This window comes from Micromonospora sp. NPDC049645 (genome assembly GCF_040675155.1).
Lineage (GTDB): Bacteria > Actinomycetota > Actinomycetes > Mycobacteriales > Micromonosporaceae > Micromonospora.
The window spans coordinates 35961-53037 of sequence record NZ_JBFAOI010000011.1 but is presented as its reverse complement, the minus strand read 5'-3'; the positions used below and the strand labels follow the sequence as shown (position 1 = coordinate 53037).

The window sequence follows — 17077 nt, the reverse complement described above, 5'->3', positions numbered from 1 at the left end:
GTACGGCACACCTTCCGCCCAGCCGGCCGGGCCGGGTGACACCGTCCAGCGGCCTCCACGCCGGTAAGCTGGCCCGCCGTGAGCACAAGCGGATCCGCCCCGACCGTGGCCGACGTGGTGGCCGAGCTGGAACGGTGTTTTCCGCCGGTCTGGGCGGAGGAGTGGGACCGGGTTGGCCTGGTGCTGGGCGAGCCGGCCGCCCCGGTCCGCCGGATCCTCTGCGTGGTCGACGTGGTGCCCGAGACGGTCGCCGAAGCGCTGGCTGCCGACGCGGACATGATCGTCTCGCATCACCCGCTGCTGCTGCGCGGGGTGTCGTCGGTCGCGGCGACCACCTTCAAGGGGCGGATCATCCACCAGATGATCCGGGCCGGGCTGGCGCTCTACGCGGCGCACACCAACGCCGACGTCGCCGCCCCGGGCGTCTCCGACGCCCTCGCCGCGCGCTTCGGGCTCACCGGGCTGCGCCCGCTCCAGCGGCCCGCGCCCGGCTCGCCCGCCCACGGCGACGACCGCGGTTTCGGCCGGATCGGTGAGCTGCCCGAGCCGATGACCCTCGCCGAGCTGACCCGGCACGCCGCCGCCGTGCTACCCGTCACGTCCTGGGGAGTTCGCGCGGCGGGGGATCCCGGGCGTATGGTTCGTACCCTCGCCGTCAGCGGCGGGTCGGGGGACAGCTTCCTCGGCGCCGCGACCGCCGCCGGGGTGGACGCGTTCCTCACCGCCGACCTGCGGCACCACCCGGCCGGCGAGCACCTCGCCGCCGATGGTCCCGCCCTGATCGACGCCGCCCACTGGGCGACCGAACGACCGTGGCTGGACGACCTGGCCGCCTTCCTCCGGGAGGCGCTGGGCGTCGAGACGCTGGTGTCCGACCTGGACACCGACCCGTGGACCGTGCACGCCGCCGCACCCGTTGTGGACGACAAGGAGCCCGACCGTGAAGGCTGACCCTCAGGTGCAGCGCCGCCTGCTCGACCTCCAGGCGATCGACACCAACCTCGCCCAGCTCGCCCACCGCCGGCGGTCGCTGCCTGAGCGGGCCGAGCTGGAGTCGCTGGCCCGGGAGTTGTCGTCGATGGAGGACGAGCGGGTACGCGCCCAGGTGGCCGTCGACGACCTGGACCGGGACATCGCCCGGTTGGAGAAGGACGTCGAGCAGGTCCGGGCCCGCAAGGAGAAGGACGAGAACCGGCTGGCCGCCGGCACCGGCCCCGCCCGCGAGCTGGAGGCACTCCAGCACGAGCTGGTCTCGCTGAAGCGCCGCCAGGGCGACCTGGAGGACGCCGAGCTGGAGCTGATGGAGCAGCGGGAGACCGCGCAGGGCGTGCTGGACGGCGTGGAGCAGCGGCTGGCCGAGACCCGCGACAAGCGGGCCGCGACCGAGCAGCGCCGCGACGAGGCGCTGGCCGAGATCGCCAAGGAGGAGGAGTTCAAGCGGGGGGCTCGTCAGCCGCTCGCCGCCGACCTCCCGAGCGACCTGGTCACCCTCTACGACAAGATCCGCGAGGACACCGGGCTGGGTGCCGCGCTGCTCACCGCGGGCCGCTGCGGCGGGTGCCGCCTGGAGCTGTCCGGCGCCGACCTGGCCCGCATCCGCGAGGCCGCCCCCGACGACGTGGTCCGCTGCGAGGACTGCCGACGGATCATGGTCCGCACCAACGAGTCGGGCCTGTAGGTCGTGGCGCCGCGCGTGGTCTCCGTCGAGGCCGACGGCGGGTCCCGGGGCAACCCCGGCCCCGCCGGCTACGGCGCGGTGGTGCGCGACCCGGAGACCGGTGAGGTGCTCGCGGAGCGTTCCGAGTCGCTCGGCACGGCCACCAACAACGTCGCCGAGTACCAGGGGTTGATCGCCGGGTTGACCGCCGCCGCCGAGCTGGGCGCCGCCGAGGTGGACGTCCGGATGGACTCCAAGCTGGTGGTCGAGCAGATGTGCGGCCGGTGGCAGATCAAGCACCCCGGCCTGCGCCCCCTCGCCGCCCAGGCCGCCGCGTTGGTGGGCCGCTTCGCCGCGGTCCGGTTCAGCTGGATCCCGCGCGAGCAGAACCGGCACGCCGACGCGCTCGCCAACGCCGCCATGGACGCCGCCGCGGGCCGCCCCCCGGCGAGCGCGGCGCCCGCCCGTGCCGCGACGACGGCGGCTTCGGAGCAGCCCTCGACGACGTCCGCCGCCCCGATCGTCGGCAGCGACCCGGCGACCGCGCCGGTCTCCTGGGAGCCGCGGCCGAGCTTCACCGCCACCCGGCTGATCCTGGTCCGGCACGGCGAGACCCCGTACACCGAGCAGCGGCGCTACTCCGGGCGCGGCGACGTGCCGCTGTCCGAGCGCGGCCGGGCCCAGGCCGTGGCCACCGCCGCCCGGGTGGCCGAGCTGGCCCCGTCCGTCGCGGCCGTGCTCAGTTCACCGCTCTCCCGGTGTACGGCCACCGCGGCGGCGATCGCCGGGGCGCTCGGCGACGTGCCGGTCCGCACCGAGGACGACCTGATCGAGTGCGACTTCGGCCAGTGGGAGGGGCGCACCTTCGCCGAGGTACGTGAGGGATGGCCGGGCGAGATGGACGCCTGGCTCGCCTCACCCCGGATCGCGCCGCCGGGCGGGGAGTCGTTCACCCACGTCGCCGAACGCGCGCACCGCGTCGTCACCGGGCTGCTCACCGCGTACCCCGGTGAGACCGTGGTGGTCGTCTCGCACGTCTCGCCGATCAAGCTGGTGCTGCGCGACGCCCTCGCGGCCGGCGACGGTTTCCTGCACCGGCTCTTCCTGGACGCGGCCGGCATCTCGGTGCTCGACCTGTGGCCCGACGGCGGTGTGGCCGTGCGGACGGTCAACGACACCGCCCATCTCTCCAAGATCGACTAATTCCCATCTGTCGGGAGGGTTTTGGCCTACGGGCCCGAACCTGTGGGGAATCTGTTGACAGTGGATGGACGCCGATTCACGATCGGTTCGTGCGAAGCGTTCACCTGACGAAGCGGGGTCACATCGACCTCCTGCGCGTCGCCAGCGCCGCCTGTCGACGCCCCATCTGACGCCGGGTTCCTCCCTCCCTCTCGCACGCTGCAGGCGTTTCCCATTCCCCGCTGGTCTCCGGCCCCGCGGCGCGTCCGCCTGCGCGTACCCCTCCGACAGGAGATCCGTTCATGCTGTCCGCACGACGCTTATCCGTGCTCACCGCGACCGCGGTGAGCACCGCGCTGCTCGCCACGGTGACCCTGACCGGGCCGGCGTTCGCCACCTCGCTGCCCACGGTGCCGCCGACCCCCGTCGACCTCTCCGATGTCCGCGGCTACCCCCGCCAGAGCACCCTCCCGGTCTGGCCGGACAACCCGGCCGACGCGTCCATCCCGATCGGCGTGATCCCGTACGACGAGATCGCGCCGAAGCTGAACGCGCTCCAGCGGGCCAGCGACCGGGTCTCCGCCCGGGTCGCCGGGAAGTCCGCCGGCGGCTACGACCTGTACGCGGTCACCGTGACCGCGCCGGAGAGTCGCGCCGAGGCGCGGCAGCAGGAAACCTGGAAGCGGCTCATCGAGGACGAGCCCTCCCGGGCGCAGCGGGACCGCCAGCTGCTGGCCGGCTACAAGACCCCGCTGTTCGTCAACGCCAACATCCACGGCAACGAGTGGGAGGGTACCGACGCGGCGCTGCGGGTCATCGAGCAGTTCGCCACCGACCGCAGCCCGGAGGTCGCCGAGCTGCTGCGACGTAACCGGCTGGTCTTCAACATCACCTCGAACCCGGACGGTCGGGTCGCCGGCACCCGGGCCAACTCGGCCGGCTACGACCTCAACCGCGACCTGACCATCGTCGCGCAGCCCGAGACCAACCTCATCCGTAACCTGATCATCGACACCAAGCCGATCATCACGTTGGACCTGCACGGGTACGTCAACCCGACCCTGCTGCACCCCAGCACCCCACCGCACAACGTCAACAACGAGTACGACCTGTACATCAAGCACGGCCTGCCCAACGCGTTGGCGATCGAGGAGGACCTGCGCGGCCTCGGGTACGCCGAGACGCAGCGGGCCCGGATCCCGTTCCGCGACGACGAACCCGGCGTGTGGGACGACTTCCCGCCGATCTACGTGCCGTCCTTCGCCATGTTGCAGAGCAGCATCCCCTACACCATCGAGGCGCCGCTCAACCCGCGCGGCAGCACGCTCACCCCGGCCGAGCGGGTACGCCGCTCCGGTATCAACACCGACGTGCACGAGGTGGCGATCCGCACCTCGCTGCGCTACATCCAGGAGCACCGGGCCGAGGTGTTGCACGACCAGGCCGAGGTCTACCGCCGTGGCCTGGCCGGTGAGCCGTTGCGGGACATCCCCGACGGCTACGTGCCGGGCTGGGGGCCGGAGGACAACTACCACACCACCTTCCCCCGGGCGTACGTCATTCCGAGCGGCACCGGCCAGCGCTCCGAGCCGGCCGCGGCCCGTCTGGTCGATCTGCTGATCAGCAGCGGTGGCCGGGTGTGGCGGGCGAAGCAGGCGTTCACCGCCGGCGGAAAGCGCTACCAGGCCGGCTCGTACGTCGTCGACCTGCACCAACCCAAGCGCGGCCTGGTCAACTCGCTGCTCGAACCGGGCGCGGACATCACCGACCGGGTGAACGACCTGTACGCCGGCCCGGCCGCCTGGAGCCAGGGGCTCACCTGGGGCGCCACGGTCGACACGGTGTGGGACAACCTGCCCCGGGTACGCCTGGAGCGCACCTACGACGGGCGCGCCGAGGGCGCGCTGCCCGCCGGGTGGTCCGACCTGCGCCTGGATCTCCGTGACGCCGCCGATCTGCTCGCGGTGAACTCGCTGCTCGCCAAGGGTGTCGAGGTTCACCGGCTCGCGGACGGGTCGGTGGTCGTCCCCGGCACCCCGACCAACCGCAGGCTGGCCGCTGCGGAGGTCCGCGCCCACGCGGTCAGCTTCGAGCGCGCGCCGGCCCGTTGGCGGGGCACCCGGCTGGACCGGGTCGTGGTCGGTTATCTCGGTTCGGTCGAGGAGCGCGACACCCTCACCGACCTCGGGTTCGAGGCGCGGGCGCTGACCGCCGCGACGCTCACCGGCACGTTGACCGAGGACGTGGACGTCCTGCTGGTCGCTGACAACGTCAACCTGGCGAACCTGACCGCCGAGAACCGGGCGGCGCTGGACCGCTTCCTCGCCCGTGGCGGCGGTGTGGTCGGCCTGGGCACCGCCGGGGCGTCCTTCAGCAACGCCGCCGCGCTGCTGACCGTGACCGCCACCGCCGCGCCAAGCCTGGCCAGCGGGGTGGCCAACATCGTCAACAACGGGGGACCGGTCACCACCTCGGCCATATCGCACGCGTTCATCAGCCAGCCCGTCTGGTTCACCGGTCTGGGCGCGGGCGTCGAGGTCGAGCAGTCGTATGCCGCCGACCCGCTGCTCTCCGGCTGGTGGGCCACCGACGGTGCCAACGGGCAGGCCGCGGCGGCCAACCAGGCCAGCATCGTGCGGGGCGTCTCCACCGCCGGCAACGGTGTCGTGCTGTTCGGCACCGACCCGACGTTCCGCCTGCACCCGAAGGGCCTGCAACCGCAGCTCGGCCGGGCTCTGCTCTGGGTGGCGCAGCGCTGACCCCGGCTGGGTGAGCCAGCGATCGGCAGTTGTCGGGGCCCGGGTGCGAACCGCACCCGGGCCCCACGCCGTCGACGGCCAGCCGCACCCGCTCATCCCTCGGGCGAGCCGGGTAGGCCGTTCGGCGCACCCGACCGGCCGTTCGGCGCAGCACCCTCCGGACGGGCACAGTGACCGCCGTCACAGAGTCGTAGCCTCCGGCCGTTACAGCGAATGCCTCGACTCCCCGGAGGTGTGTCAGATGACTGCACCCGAACCGGAGGCGCCCGCCACGGCGCCGTCCAGGGCGAAGGACCACAGCCCCTGGAACTGGTTGCTCTTCATCCCCATCGTGGTGCCGCTGATCCCGGTCTTCTTCAATGGCGACTCGCCCCGGGTCTTCGGCTTCCCGCGCTTCTACTGGCTGCAACTGGCCTTCATCCTGCTCGGCGTCGGCACCACCACGTTGGTCTACCAGATGACGAAGAAGCGGGGTGACTCCTGATGTGGCGTGACCATCTCACCGAGATCATCGTCTTCACGTTCCTTTTCCTGCTGGTCAGCGCGATGGGCTTCGTGGCCGCCCGGTGGCGGGCACCGAAGGACATGGCGCACCTGGACGAGTGGGGGTTGGGCGGACGCAGCTTCGGCGGCTGGATCACCTGGTTCCTGGTCGGCGGTGACCTCTACACCGCGTACACCTTCGTGGCGGTGCCGGCGTTGATGTTCGGTGCCGGCGCGGCCGGGTTCTTCGCCGTGCCGTACACCATCGTCATCTACCCGCTGGTCTTCCTGGTGCTGGTGCGGCTCTGGTCGGTGTCGCACCGGCACGGGTTCGTCACACCGGCCGACTTCGTCCGCAACCGGTTCGACTCGCCGGTGCTGGCGCTGCTGATCGCGATCACCGGCATCGTCGCCACCATGCCGTACATCGCGTTGCAGCTGGTCGGCATCGAGGCGGTGCTCAAGACGATGGGCGTCACCGGCGACAACGCGCTGGCCCGGCACCTGCCGATCATCATCGCGTTCGCCATCCTGGCCGCCTACACGTACCAGTCGGGGCTGCGCGCGCCCGCGCTGATCGCGTTCGTCAAGGACAGCCTGATCTACATCGTGATCCTGGTGGCGATCGTCTACCTGCCGTACAAGCTGGGCGGTTGGGGGGACATCTTCGCCGCCGCCGACGCGAAGTTCGACGCCTCACCCAACCCGAACGACGGCATCCTGCTCAACGGCAACAACCAGCTTCAGTACGTGACGTTGGCGCTCGGCTCGGCGTTGGCGCTCTTCCTCTACCCGCACAGCATCACCGGTGTGCTGGCCAGCAAGAACCGTGACGTGATCAAGCGGAACATGTCGGCGCTGCCCGCGTACAGCCTGCTGCTCGGGCTGATCGCGCTGCTCGGTTACATGGCCATCGCGGCCGGCGTGAAGCCGTTGCCCGGGGCTTCGGCCGGCAGTGTGGACAACAACACCGTCGTGCCGTTGCTGTTCGACCAGCAGTTCCCGGACTGGTTCGCCGGTGTCGCGTACGCGGCGATCGGCATCGGCGCGCTGGTGCCCGCGGCGATCATGTCGATCGCGGCGGCGAACCTGTTCACCCGCAACATCTACAAGGAGTACCTGAAGCGGGACGCCTCCCCGGCCCAGGAGGCGAACGTCTCGAAGATCACCTCGCTGGTGGTGAAGGTCGGCGCGGTGGCCTGCATCGTGTTCCTCGACCCGCAGTTCTCCATCGACCTCCAGCTGATCGGCGGCGTGATCATCCTGCAGACGCTGCCGGCGGTGGCGCTGGGCCTCTACACCCGCTGGTTCCACCGCACCGGCCTGATCGTCGGCTGGGCGGTCGGCATGGGCCTGGGCATGTGGATGCTCTACCAGGTGGCCAGCCCGACCCGGAAGCACTTCGGCGGCTCGGCGTTCCCGCTGTCGGAGTTCGGGTTCGACACCACCCGGACCATCTACGTCGGCATCGTGGCGGTGGTGGTCAACCTGGCCGTGGCGGCGCTGGTGACGTTGGCGCTGCGGGCCGTGAAGGTCGAGGAGGGAGTCGACGGCACCCAGCCGGACGACTACTTCGCCGACGAGGGCGACCCCCGCGTCACCCCCGGCACCGACCGCGACGCCAACGCAACCCCCGAACCAGTCGCCTAACCCCGCCCCGTCCCCGCGCCCCGCGCCCTTACGCGTCGATCATGGAGTTGTGGTGCCCGATTGACGGCTGTTCACGGCAGTCGTCCCCCACCACAACTCCATGATCGACGGGAGCGGGGGTTTCAGCGCGGTTGGGGCGCTGGGCCGATTCCTTGCAGGGCGAGGGTCAGCAGGTGTTCCGCCTTGGCCGCGCCCATCGGTTGCGCCGCCAGCGAGATGCCGTTGGCGAGGATCATCAGGTCGGCCATGGTGACGTCGGGCCGTACCGAACCCTCGTCGGCGGCTCGGCGCAGCAGTGGTTCACCGGCGGTGACGAGCATCGCGCCGCAGGCATCGGTCTCCTCGGTGGGCTCGTTCAGGAGCGAATCCGCGAGGCCGCGGGTCGTCGTGGCGTACGCGGTGACCTCGTGCAGCCAGGTCGTCAGCGCGTCGAGGGCGTCCGGGGCGGTTAGCAGGTCTCCGGCGCGCGCGGCCAGGTTGCGGACACAGCCGCGGAAGACCGCCTGGAGCAGCGACCATCGGGTGGGGAAGTGCCGGTGCAGGGTCGCCGATCCCACCCCGGCGGATCGGGCGATCTCCTCCAGCGAGGCGTACGCGCCGTCGCGGGCGATCGCCTCGGCGGCTGCCGTGACGATGAGGTCGTAGTTGCGCTGCGCGTCCGCTCTCATGGTCCGCCTTGCAGAAACGGGGTGGTCCCCCATATCGTAGCCGACGAGAAGTGGGGTACCACCCCGCTTGTTTCTCGGGAGGCATCATGGCTGTTCTCGTCATCGGCGCGACGGGCAAGCAGGGCGGGGCCACGGCCCGAGCGCTGCTGGACCGGGGCGTCCCCGTTCGTGCCCTGGTCCGTGATCCGGGCACCGACAGCGCCCAGGCGCTGCGGGATCGGGGGGCCGAACTGGTCAAGGGCGACCTGGACGACGTGGAGTCGCTGCTCGCCGCGGCGGACGGGATGGACGGCCTCTTCTCCATCCCGTATCCCGATCTGACCGACCTGCGGGGCGACGCCGAGCTGACCCGTGGCCGCAACGTCGTCGAGGCGGCGGGCCGGGCCGGCGTGCCGCACGTCGTGCACAGCAGCGTCTCGGGTGCCGGCGACTTCCACCGCAACCAGCCCGGCTGGGCCGAGGGCCGGTGGGACCGGCACTACTGGGAGAGCAAGGCGGCCATCGACGAGATGGTGCGCTCTGGTGGCTTCGCGCACTGGACCGTTCTCAAGCCCTCGACCTTCATGGAGAACCTCGTCGGCTGGTCCTACCTCTTCGGCGACTGGTCCAGCGGCACGATCATCACCGGCTTCGCCGCGGACACCCGAATTCCGTGGATCGCCGTCGACGACATCGGCGAGGCCGCGGCGACCGCGTTCACCAATCCGGGGAGGCTCGACGGCCTGGACGTCGAACTCGCCGGTGACCTGCTCACCATGACCGAGGTCGCGGCCATCCTGAGTGAGGTCACCGGCCGGGCGATCGCCGCGCCGGTGCTCACCCCGCAGCAGGCCGTCGAGCGTGGCCTGCTGCCCGCCATGGTCAACGCGGTCGAGCAGATCAACGAGAACGGGAGCCCCGCCCGTCCGGAGACGACCCGGGCCCTCGGCCTGCCCACCACTGACTTCCGCACGTGGGCGCGGCGGACGTTCTCCTGAACCGGTCGGCCGGAGGGGGCCGCCGGGCGGTCAGCGGCGGCGGTTGCGGTTCACCAGGGCCTGGTTGAGGCGGGCCAGCAGGGCCGCCAGCGTGTCCCGGTCCTCGGTGCTCCAGTCGGCCAGCATGTCGCCGTAGAGCCGGGTGCGGGCGGTCTGCACGGCGGCCATCCGTTGCAGACCGGCGGTGGTGGGGGAGATGACCGTGCCGCGTCCGTCGGACGGGTCCGGGGTGCGGGTGATCAGGCCGTCCCGCTGAAGGGCGGACACCTGCCGGGTGACGGTGGAGCCGTCCAGGTTGAGTCGGGCGGCGAGCGCCGAGACGTTCTGCGGGCCGGCGTCGGCCAGGTGGCGCAGGATGACGTACGCCGCGCGGTCGAGCACCCGGTGCTCGGCGGTGCCGGTGGCCCGCCGGGTGGCCTCGCCGAAGCGCATCAACAGGGCCACCTCGGTCTCGATCCGGCCGAGGGTGCTCTCGTCGTGGTCGTCGCTCATAGCTGTATCATACAGAATAAGTACCTGTACGATACAGCTAATTGAGGAGTCGGAGTGGATCGGCGTTCCGAACCGAACCGCAGTGCCATCTACGCCACCACGCTGGTGGCCTTTCTCGCCATCGCCGGCATCGCCGTCGTCGACCCGATCCTGCCGGCCATCGGCGAGGCGATCGGCGTCACCGCCTGGCAGGTCGAGCTGCTGTTCACCGCGTACATCGCGGTGATGGCCATCGGCATGATCCCGGCCACGCTGGCCAGCGGCCGGTTCGGCTTCAAGCCGGTGCTCATCACCGGTGTCTCCGTGGTGGGCCTCGCCGCGATCCTCGCCTCGTTCAGCGACAACATCGTGCAGCTCTCGGTGCTGCGCGGGGTCTGGGGGCTGGGCAACGCGATGTTCTTCGCCACCGCCATGGTGGTGCTGGTCAACCTGGCCGTCGACCGGGAATGGGTGGTCGGCCTCTTCGAGACCGCCCTCGGTCTCGGCTTCGCCGTCGGACCACTGATCGGTGGTCTGCTCGGCCAGGTCAGCTGGCGGCTGCCGTTCTTCGTCTGCGGCGTCTTCATGGTCCTCGCCCTCGGCGTGGCCGCAATACAACTCCGCGAACCCACAAACCGGCAGCCCCCGGTACGCGTCGGCCAGGTCTTCGCCACCTACCGCCGGCCGGCGTTCATCGCCCTCTGTGTGGTCACCGCCGCGTACAACTTCGTGTTCTTCGTGGTGCTCGGCTACACGCCGCTCTTCCTCGGCCTGGGCATCGTCCCGCTGGGGCTCGCGTTCACCGGCTGGGGTCTCGGCCTGGCCACCGGCATCCTGGTCATCGGTCACCGGCTGGCCCACCGCATCGGCGCGGTGCAGACCGTCGGCGTGGCCATCGCCGGGCTGCTGGTCTGCATGGTCCTCTTCGCCACCTCCACCAGCACCGCCGAGGCGCTCGTGGTGCTGGTGCTCGCCGGCCTCTGCATGGGCCTGGCCAACGCCAACCTCACCGACCTGGCGCTCGGCCTCGGCTCCAGCGACCGGCGCGTCGCCACCGGCGCGTTCAACCTGGTCCGCTGGGGCGCCGCCGCACCGGCGCCGATCATCTCCGGCAAGCTCGCCGAGCAGTCGCTGTCGCTGCCGTTCTGGGTCGGCTTCGGGGTGCTCGCCGTCGGCGTGCTCGTCTACCTGGCCTTCGCGCACCTGATGGCCGCCGGCTACGGCGAGCGGGTGCTCTGGTCCCGCTGGAACCGCAGCGCCGCGAGCGCCGAGAACACGGCCGAGGAGCCGGTAGGCGAGGCGTACTGATTGCCGGCGGTCAATTCAAGATCCACACGGTTTGCCGGGATGTCGCGGCTTCAACCCGCGCCGATGCAGCGGTATCCCGGTAAACCGCGAGGATTTGGTGGGCGGGCGGGTGGGCGGCGTCAGTTCAGGGCGCGCCAGAGCAGGTAGAGGCCGATCGTCGTACCGAACACCACGATCACCGCCTTGAGCACCACCGGCGGCAGCCGACGGACGAGCCGGGCGCCCGCGTACCCCCCGATCAGGGTGGCCGGAGCGACCACCGCGACGGCCGCCCAGTTCAACGGGCCGAACAGGGCGAACACCACGAGCGTCGTGCAGCCCACCAGCGCGGAGAGCAGATTCTTGATGGCGCTCACCCGGGCCAGGGTCGCGTCCAACACCAGGGCCAGCCCGGCCACCAGCATCACCCCGAGCGCCGCACCGAAGTACCCGCCGTACACCGCACCGAGCGCGACCATCGTCTGCACCGCGACCGTCCGCTGGCGTGGCGACAGGTCCCGAGGGTGACCGACCAGCCGGCGCAGCGGATCCTGGAAGGCCAGGATCGCGGTCGCGCCGAGCACCAGAAACGGTACGACCAGCTCGAACGCGCGAGCCGGGGTGGCCAACAGCAGCAACGCCCCGACGATCGTGCCGACAATGGTGGTGGGCACCAGCGTGGCCAGCGCGCGAGGTCGCGGCAGGTCCTGCCGGCTGCCCGCCACGCTGGCCAGATAACCGGGGAAGACGGCGACGCTGTTACTGACGTTCGCCGGCACCGGGGGCAACCCGATCGCGATCATCGCCGGAAAGGTGATCAACGAACCGCCACCGGCCACCGCGTTGACCGTGCCAGCGGCGAGACCGGCGGCGAGCAGCAGCGCGGCGTGGGAGAGATCCATAGCCCCACGAGGCTAGCCGCCGCCCCACGAGAGGGATTCGCCGGACCGTCGTTGAGCTGCGCGATCATGCCCAGGCGGGGCGGCAATACCGGCAGCACGCTCGTCGTTAGGATGAGAGCGCGACGGACGAGTCGACCGGGCGGTCGCGTCGGCGGGCCACGGCCCGCCGCCGAGGAACGTCCGGACTCCACAGGGCAGGGTGGTTGTTAACGGCAACCCGGGGCGACCCGCGGGACAGTGCCACAGAAAACAGACCGCCGACCCCTTCGGGGACGGTAAGGGTGAAACGGTGGGGTAAGAGCCCACCAGCACCCCGGGTGACCGGGGTGGCTCGGTAAACCCCACCCGGAGCAAGGCCAAGCAAGGGCCGTCACCGCAAGATGACGACCCGGCGCAGACGCTTGAGGGCTGCCCGCCCGATGTCTGCGGGTAGGCCGCTAGAGCCTGTCGGCAACGGCAGGCCGAGATGGATGGCCGCCGCCGGCGCAAACCCTTCGGGGTACGCGCCGCGCACAGAATCCGGCGTACAGGTCGACTCGTCCGTCGCCCATCAGCTCAGAGACCTATTCAGGGCTCTGAGCTGGTTCTATGTTCGGGTGTCGATGGTCGTTTATGGTCAACATTGGGCGGCGTTTGACGCCCTGACGACGCCCTGACGCCCTGGAGACGCCCTGAGTGCTCGGTCAGTTGGCTCGTCTCGTCTGGGCTGGCTGTGCCGCTGTGGGCCGTCTCCGGGTCGGCGCTCGTTGCTTCCGGAGCGGGACCGGCGGGCTGTTATGAGGGGCGGGCGCGTCCTGGCGGTGGAGCTGGTCGTGACCCTGTAATCCGGTGGCAAGCCAGTCCCGGGGTTGGACTGGCGCGGCAGGCGGAAGCCCGGACCACACGACCAGGTCGACTTGCAGGCTTCCGTCACGCCTTGCTGAGACTGGTTCTTTTCCCGTGAGGGCGGTGTCCCGGCGGCTGTCGGTGGCTCACCGCCCCGGCGCCGTAGGCGGCCGGGGCGGCTTGCCGCCGGCCGGGCTTGCCGCCCCGCACCGCGCGGAGCGCGGTGCCTTGATCCAAAACAGAGAAATTCGGCAGCAGAGACCAGTCCGCGACCGATCCCTGAGGGCGGGAGCCGACGGCCGGGCACGGACGACACCATGCGTGACTGAAGGGCGGTGACGGGGCCCGTGACGAGCAGGTACCAATCAGGCTGGTCTACCTGGACGGAGCCGGAGACGCATTAGCTAGGATCCGTCTATGTGGCACGGTGACGCGGTCGACCGGTTCTTCCAAGCGCAAGAGCGCCTGGTCACTCAGACAAGCGACTTCTCAATGATGACGATCGCGTCGATGGTCGAGGAAGGCTACATAGATCCTCTTGTTGAGACACGGCGACGTCGCCGTTGGGATCAAGCCCGCCAGTCGGCCCTAATTGAATCTTTTCTCCTAAATATCCCTGTGCCACCGCTCTACTTTGCTCAAACCGAAGACTTCAGGTACAGCATTATCGACGGCTCGCAGCGCATCTACGCCATCCACTCTTTCATGCGCGGCGAGCTTGTCTTGAAGTCCCTGCAAGCTTTCCCGGAGTTGAACGGCAGCAGGATTTATGACCTTCCTGATGCCATAGTCAAATCCCTGCATATGCGGCCACATATCCGAGCGGTAACTTTGCTAAATCAGTCAGACTCTACCCTCAAATACGAGGTCTTTGTTCGCCTCAACAAAGGGGGGCAGGCGCTTAACAATCAAGAAGTCCGCAATATTGCCTTCGAAGGCCCCTTAAATGACCTTCTTATACGGCTGTCCAGCGCTCCGTTCTTGCGTGCTCAATTCAAAATAACCGACGATTCTGATCGATACCGACGCATGCAAGACGTCGAGTATGTCTTGCGCTTCATTGCCTTCGCAACGGATGGGATCCCGCGCCAGCTCCCCGTGTCGGACTTCCTCGATCATTTCATGATGCGCCATGCTAACGATAGGGAAGACGCGCTAGAGCGATACGCGGCCGATTTCCGTCGCGCACTGCACGGATGCCAGAGAATTTGGGGCGAGAGGGCATTCCAGGCCAAGAGTGGGTTTGCTAGGACTGTTTCCGGATCAGTGCAGTTGTACGACGCCCAAATGCTGGCGGTCGCTAGCAGCGCTGAGATCGACGTAGATAAGGCTATAAGCCGAAGAGATGAAATCATAGAAGCAACGGATGAGATAACAGCCCATGACCCTCAATTCGGCCTAAATCAAGCCACCTCGCCAAGGCGACTGGTCTATCGGGTAGAGCGTATTGCCCAGCTGATACAAGGCTGAGCGAGATGGACGCACGCGAACGATTAATCAAGAGCTTGAATGCTTTGATCACCCACCTCGACTCCGGCGGTATTCAAGACACGGCGCTCCCGGGAACCCCGGCGGCGGAAGCAATCAGACTTCTCAAGAACGGTCTTTCTGTATCCGCTTTCGCCTGCTTCGAACACTTCATCAGAGGTCGCATTAGCGAACTGCTTCGACTCGTGTCAACGGCTGACGATCGCCCGCCCTTCGACCAATTGCCGAAGGGACTCCAGATTGCGGCCACTAAAGGCGTAGTGGAAGCGGTACGCTTCCGGCTCAGTCAGCGGGGCGAAGGTTTGGACACCCCGGACATCGTCGCTCTCGCTCAATCGCACGCTGACGCCATCGCTTCCTCTCGATCTAACTCTTACTCGTTCTCCGATTGGACGTTCGGGTGGTCTACCTCTAATGTTGGAGCTGGCACTCTGCGTGATTTTCTGGCAGCGGTTGATGCCGTTCAGCTTTACGACCAAATCGGCGACACGTTACGCGAGGTAGGGTTTGACTTCGCTGCGGCGGGCCTAGCAAATGGAAGCGTGCTGAAGCTCGGCAGAATTGCGGCATGGCGTCACGAGGCAGCTCACGATTCCACAATCTCAGTGGACGCCGCACTACTTCGAACCAGAGTTATAGCTTACATATCCGTCGCCTTTGCTTTCGATCTTTTGGCAAGCCTTGCGGTGGCGGTATTGATCAATGGATTCGCCTCCGGCGCTTCGGCGTCAGCGAGTCGAAGCGGAATATCCGTTAATTTCCTCGGGCCGAGTGGCGACAAGTATCAGCTTCAGGATCGGTCCGGCGGAGATCTGGGCAACTTCTACGGCATAGCTCATTGCCAAGACCACTTAGGCAAAAGAAGCCTCCCGTCTGTCGGCGCTGTAGTAATGCGCAGTTCTCAGGGGCACATAGTCGACTGGTTCTTTCATTGATACATACCGTGGACCAACGGATGCCCGAGCGGCCCGCGGGCCCCTGGTGGCTGTCGCCGGCATCTGAAACAACTTCACTCTGGCCGCGTGCCCGCACCCCGGGTCAGGACTTGGCCGCCACCTTCGCCCCGCCGGTCGTCGGTCCGACACTCGGTTCACCATCAGGATGACTAGACGGGCTGCCGAGCCAGGGCGATGCCGACGAGTTGAAGCGGAACCTAGAGCCGCTGTCCCGCCACCAGCGGGAACAGCAACCGACGCCTGCTCACACGCCGTCTCGGGCTGCCAACGTTGGTGGCTGGTTGATGACGTTTGACGGTATCTTGTGCCCCGTGTGTGCCCCTACGCCGCCGGAGATGGGCCACCGTCCGTACCCCTGGCAAACTGCCAACATGCGGTCTGAACCGGAGTCGTGGGCCATCAAGCCCTCCCGGCCGGAGCGCGCGAACGGCTTCCAAGGCTCGCTTGTACTACCCTGATGGACCGGGTAGCGCCGCGAGATCGACTAGAAGTCCCAGGTGGTCAAATTGGACAAGTTGACGCCACGGCAGGCAAGACGCGACCGCAAGAAGGGACGGGCTGCTGCCAAGCAGGGCATCAGCCTGGCTGTGGTGACGGCACCCGACGGGCTCTCGTTGAAGCGTGACCTCTCTCTTGTTCGCGCATCAATTCTTTATGCGGACGAAGTGGAGCTAATCAGCCTCAGCGCATCAATGCTTGGCGTCCTGATGCGCCTAGGCTCATCCGACAGAAAATATCTTTGGGAATTCTTGGCCTCGTTGACCGATGACAACTTCCAAGCCATCACACGCGGCTCATTCCCTGCGGGTTGGAAGAAGCTACTCCCGTACCTTACGGGACAAAAGTTTGATCCGCGTGTCGCGGAATTAGATCGACGTGTAGTCGAGCTGAGCGAGAGCGTGAAGATGGAGGTCGACAAGCTCGTCGGAGAATCCGAAGTCGAAGAACTCGTACCAGCGTTGAAGTCCGGCATTGTAAAGCTTGTCCCAGCCGCCCCCGACAGTGCTATCGCCAACCTTCTTACGCGTCAGAACACGAGAGGACGTGACGAAGGTGAGATGGTGGAGTTCTTGGCGAGGTGGGCCGAGTTCGTCAGATGGCTTTTAGAAGACTCGAAGAAGCGCCTTCTCTTCGATGATGTTGCGGGAGAGATCGCAAACCGGCTAGTAGATCAAGGAGAGCTGCGAGCCGGGCCTCTCACTCTTAAGCATGCGGGAGAGGCAGCAGTCGGAAGCGGGCTAATAGCTAGGCTGCCCGCATTTCCGCAAGCCCCTTTAGGCGAGCTGCTCGATCTGAGATCGGACCTCAACGCGCCGCTAGCCAGATACCGGGCCGCCGTCTCAAGTATGGCGACCAGACTCACCGTAAGAGGCTTCGATCCCGACATAGCGGCCGAGATAGATGATCTGTGGATTACTGACGTCAGCCCGGCATTGGCTGATATTGAAGATGGCCTCGCGGAACACGGATTGGTGCGCGAAATCGCCAAGTCTGTCGGCCAAGACGTTAAGACCTTGGTTCCGCAAGGTGCTGCCCTCTACGTCGGATTCGAGAGCCTGACCACCCTGAACAACTGGGTCTCTGCAACTGCCGCCCTTGCCGCCCCTGCGACGCAAGCAATCATCTCAGGCACCCGTAACGCCCTTGCCGGTAAGCAAGATGTCCGCCGCAAGGACATGTACTACCTCTACGAAATTGATAATAGGTTCAGCAACAGGTCCTGACCGTAGGGTTCCGGCTATGAATCACGGACGACACCCCTGGCGGGTCAA

General features: G+C 67.9%; 15 protein-coding genes and 1 other RNA gene. 13 read left to right on the top strand and 3 right to left on the bottom strand.

Annotated elements, in window-relative coordinates; genetic code table 11:
* Positions 1-78: 78 nt before the first annotated feature.
* The 7 genes from AB0J33_RS23040 (at position 79) to mctP (ending at position 7731) form a co-directional block, all read left to right on the top strand.
* Complete coding sequence (locus AB0J33_RS23040; RefSeq protein WP_363616081.1) at positions 79-951, top strand: Nif3-like dinuclear metal center hexameric protein; 873 nt, start codon at positions 79-81, stop codon at positions 949-951.
* Positions 941-1678: a C4-type zinc ribbon domain-containing protein gene (locus AB0J33_RS23035; RefSeq protein WP_363616080.1), complete on the top strand. Its 738-nt coding sequence runs from the start codon at positions 941-943 to the stop codon at positions 1676-1678. The genes AB0J33_RS23040 and AB0J33_RS23035 overlap by 11 nt, the downstream gene beginning before the upstream one ends.
* Before the next feature lie 3 nt (positions 1679-1681).
* Positions 1682-2860, top strand: coding sequence for a bifunctional RNase H/acid phosphatase (locus AB0J33_RS23030; protein WP_363616079.1), 1179 nt, complete (start codon positions 1682-1684; stop codon positions 2858-2860).
* Complete coding sequence (locus AB0J33_RS23025) at positions 2794-3030, top strand: putative leader peptide (RefSeq protein WP_363616078.1); 237 nt, start codon at positions 2794-2796, stop codon at positions 3028-3030. Before AB0J33_RS23030 ends, AB0J33_RS23025 begins: the two co-directional genes overlap by 67 nt.
* A gap of 111 nt (positions 3031-3141) precedes the next feature.
* The gene (locus AB0J33_RS23020; RefSeq protein WP_363616077.1) at positions 3142-5598 is read left to right on the top strand and encodes a M14 family zinc carboxypeptidase; all 2457 of its coding nucleotides are present in this window, start codon (positions 3142-3144) and stop codon (positions 5596-5598) included.
* Between the two features lie 241 nt (positions 5599-5839).
* Positions 5840-6082, top strand: coding sequence for a DUF3311 domain-containing protein (locus tag AB0J33_RS23015; RefSeq protein ID WP_363616076.1), 243 nt, complete (start codon positions 5840-5842; stop codon positions 6080-6082).
* A complete protein-coding gene (gene mctP, locus AB0J33_RS23010) occupies positions 6082-7731 on the top strand; it encodes a monocarboxylate uptake permease MctP (protein WP_363616075.1) in 1650 nt (549 codons plus the stop codon). Before AB0J33_RS23015 ends, mctP begins: the two co-directional genes overlap by 1 nt.
* A 122-nt stretch (positions 7732-7853) precedes the next feature.
* Here the strand turns inward: mctP and AB0J33_RS23005 are convergent, their stop codons facing one another.
* Positions 7854-8399 carry a helix-turn-helix domain-containing protein gene (locus tag AB0J33_RS23005; protein ID WP_363616074.1) on the bottom strand — a complete coding sequence of 182 codons (546 nt, stop codon included), beginning with the start codon at positions 8397-8399 and terminating at the stop codon, positions 7854-7856.
* Positions 8400-8485: 86 nt separating this feature from the next.
* Here AB0J33_RS23005 and AB0J33_RS23000 point away from each other — a divergent pair, with 86 nt between their 5' ends.
* The gene (locus AB0J33_RS23000; RefSeq protein ID WP_363616073.1) at positions 8486-9376 is read left to right on the top strand and encodes an NmrA/HSCARG family protein; all 891 of its coding nucleotides are present in this window, start codon (positions 8486-8488) and stop codon (positions 9374-9376) included.
* 30 nt (positions 9377-9406) lie between these two features.
* On the opposite strand, the gene AB0J33_RS22995 is transcribed toward AB0J33_RS23000, so the two are convergent.
* Positions 9407-9868, bottom strand: coding sequence for a MarR family transcriptional regulator (locus AB0J33_RS22995; protein WP_363616072.1), 462 nt, complete (start codon positions 9866-9868; stop codon positions 9407-9409).
* Positions 9869-9922: 54 nt separating this feature from the next.
* On the opposite strand from AB0J33_RS22995, the gene AB0J33_RS22990 reads away from it, so the two are divergent.
* Positions 9923-11155: an MFS transporter gene (locus AB0J33_RS22990; RefSeq protein ID WP_363616071.1), complete on the top strand. Its 1233-nt coding sequence runs from the start codon at positions 9923-9925 to the stop codon at positions 11153-11155.
* Between the two features lie 119 nt (positions 11156-11274).
* Here the strand turns inward: AB0J33_RS22990 and AB0J33_RS22985 are convergent, their stop codons facing one another.
* The gene (locus AB0J33_RS22985) at positions 11275-12036 is read right to left on the bottom strand and encodes a sulfite exporter TauE/SafE family protein (RefSeq protein ID WP_363616070.1); all 762 of its coding nucleotides are present in this window, start codon (positions 12034-12036) and stop codon (positions 11275-11277) included.
* A gap of 127 nt (positions 12037-12163) precedes the next feature.
* On the opposite strand from AB0J33_RS22985, the gene rnpB reads away from it, so the two are divergent.
* The 4 genes from rnpB (at position 12164) to AB0J33_RS22965 (ending at position 17029) form a co-directional block, all read left to right on the top strand.
* Positions 12164-12579: RNase P RNA component class A (gene rnpB, locus AB0J33_RS22980), an RNA gene on the top strand.
* 699 nt (positions 12580-13278) lie between these two features.
* Positions 13279-14331, top strand: coding sequence for a DUF262 domain-containing protein (locus AB0J33_RS22975; RefSeq protein WP_363616069.1), 1053 nt, complete (start codon positions 13279-13281; stop codon positions 14329-14331).
* A gap of 5 nt (positions 14332-14336) precedes the next feature.
* Positions 14337-15284, top strand: coding sequence for a hypothetical protein (locus tag AB0J33_RS22970; protein WP_363616068.1), 948 nt, complete (start codon positions 14337-14339; stop codon positions 15282-15284).
* A 611-nt stretch (positions 15285-15895) separates the two neighbouring features.
* Positions 15896-17029, top strand: coding sequence for a hypothetical protein (locus AB0J33_RS22965; protein WP_363616067.1), 1134 nt, complete (start codon positions 15896-15898; stop codon positions 17027-17029).
* Positions 17030-17077 lie beyond the last annotated feature (48 nt).

What these genes read in the sequence shown, in the direction of transcription:
- AB0J33_RS23020 (WP_363616077.1), top strand. Translation starts at nt 3,142, where the DNA reads ATGCTGTCCGCACGACGCTTATCCGTGCTCACCGCGACCGCGGTGAGC.
- AB0J33_RS23015 (WP_363616076.1), top strand. Translation starts at nt 5,840, where the DNA reads ATGACTGCACCCGAACCGGAGGCGCCCGCCACGGCGCCGTCCAGGGCG.
- mctP (WP_363616075.1), top strand. Translation starts at nt 6,082, where the DNA reads ATGTGGCGTGACCATCTCACCGAGATCATCGTCTTCACGTTCCTTTTC.
- AB0J33_RS23005 (WP_363616074.1), bottom strand. Translation starts at nt 8,399, where the DNA reads ATGAGAGCGGACGCGCAGCGCAACTACGACCTCATCGTCACGGCAGCC.
- AB0J33_RS23000 (WP_363616073.1), top strand. Translation starts at nt 8,486, where the DNA reads ATGGCTGTTCTCGTCATCGGCGCGACGGGCAAGCAGGGCGGGGCCACG.
- AB0J33_RS22995 (WP_363616072.1), bottom strand. Translation starts at nt 9,868, where the DNA reads ATGAGCGACGACCACGACGAGAGCACCCTCGGCCGGATCGAGACCGAG.
- AB0J33_RS22985 (WP_363616070.1), bottom strand. Translation starts at nt 12,036, where the DNA reads ATGGATCTCTCCCACGCCGCGCTGCTGCTCGCCGCCGGTCTCGCCGCT.
- AB0J33_RS22975 (WP_363616069.1), top strand. Translation starts at nt 13,279, where the DNA reads ATGTGGCACGGTGACGCGGTCGACCGGTTCTTCCAAGCGCAAGAGCGC.
- AB0J33_RS22970 (WP_363616068.1), top strand. Translation starts at nt 14,337, where the DNA reads ATGGACGCACGCGAACGATTAATCAAGAGCTTGAATGCTTTGATCACC.